The sequence below is a fragment of the Acinetobacter sp. GW821-FHT01C12 genome, assembly GCF_059422625.1.
Window position 1 is genome coordinate 447 of sequence record NZ_JBWKXD010000024.1, and the last position, 319, is coordinate 765.

General features: G+C 42.9%; 1 protein-coding gene. It reads right to left on the bottom strand.

All coding sequences use genetic code 11. The annotated features are described in order from the left end of the window. A partial coding sequence (locus AC07WY_RS21475) for an MBG domain-containing protein (protein ID WP_494737078.1) occupies positions 1 to 319 on the bottom strand: 319 nt, incomplete at both ends.

Here is a 319-nt window from a genome sequence, read left to right on the forward strand (position 1 = left end):
GTACTGATTCAGTTTCACCATTGACCAAACCTGTCGCAGTAAAGCCCCCAACTGTTTGATCTTTACCGTTATAGGTGGTTGATACACTATTGGCAGTTACTGTAGCTTTGGCTTTAGCAATATCCAATGAGCCATCAACAAAACTTAACTCATAGTTTTTGTCTAGACCTGTTGCACTATTGGTGTATTGACCTGCATCTTTAGCAGTCACCGTTGCACTGACACCTGACAATACCGATTCGGTTTCGCCATTGACCAAACCAGTTGCAGTAAAGCCAGCAGCTGTTTGACCTTTACCGTTATAGGTGGTTGATACACT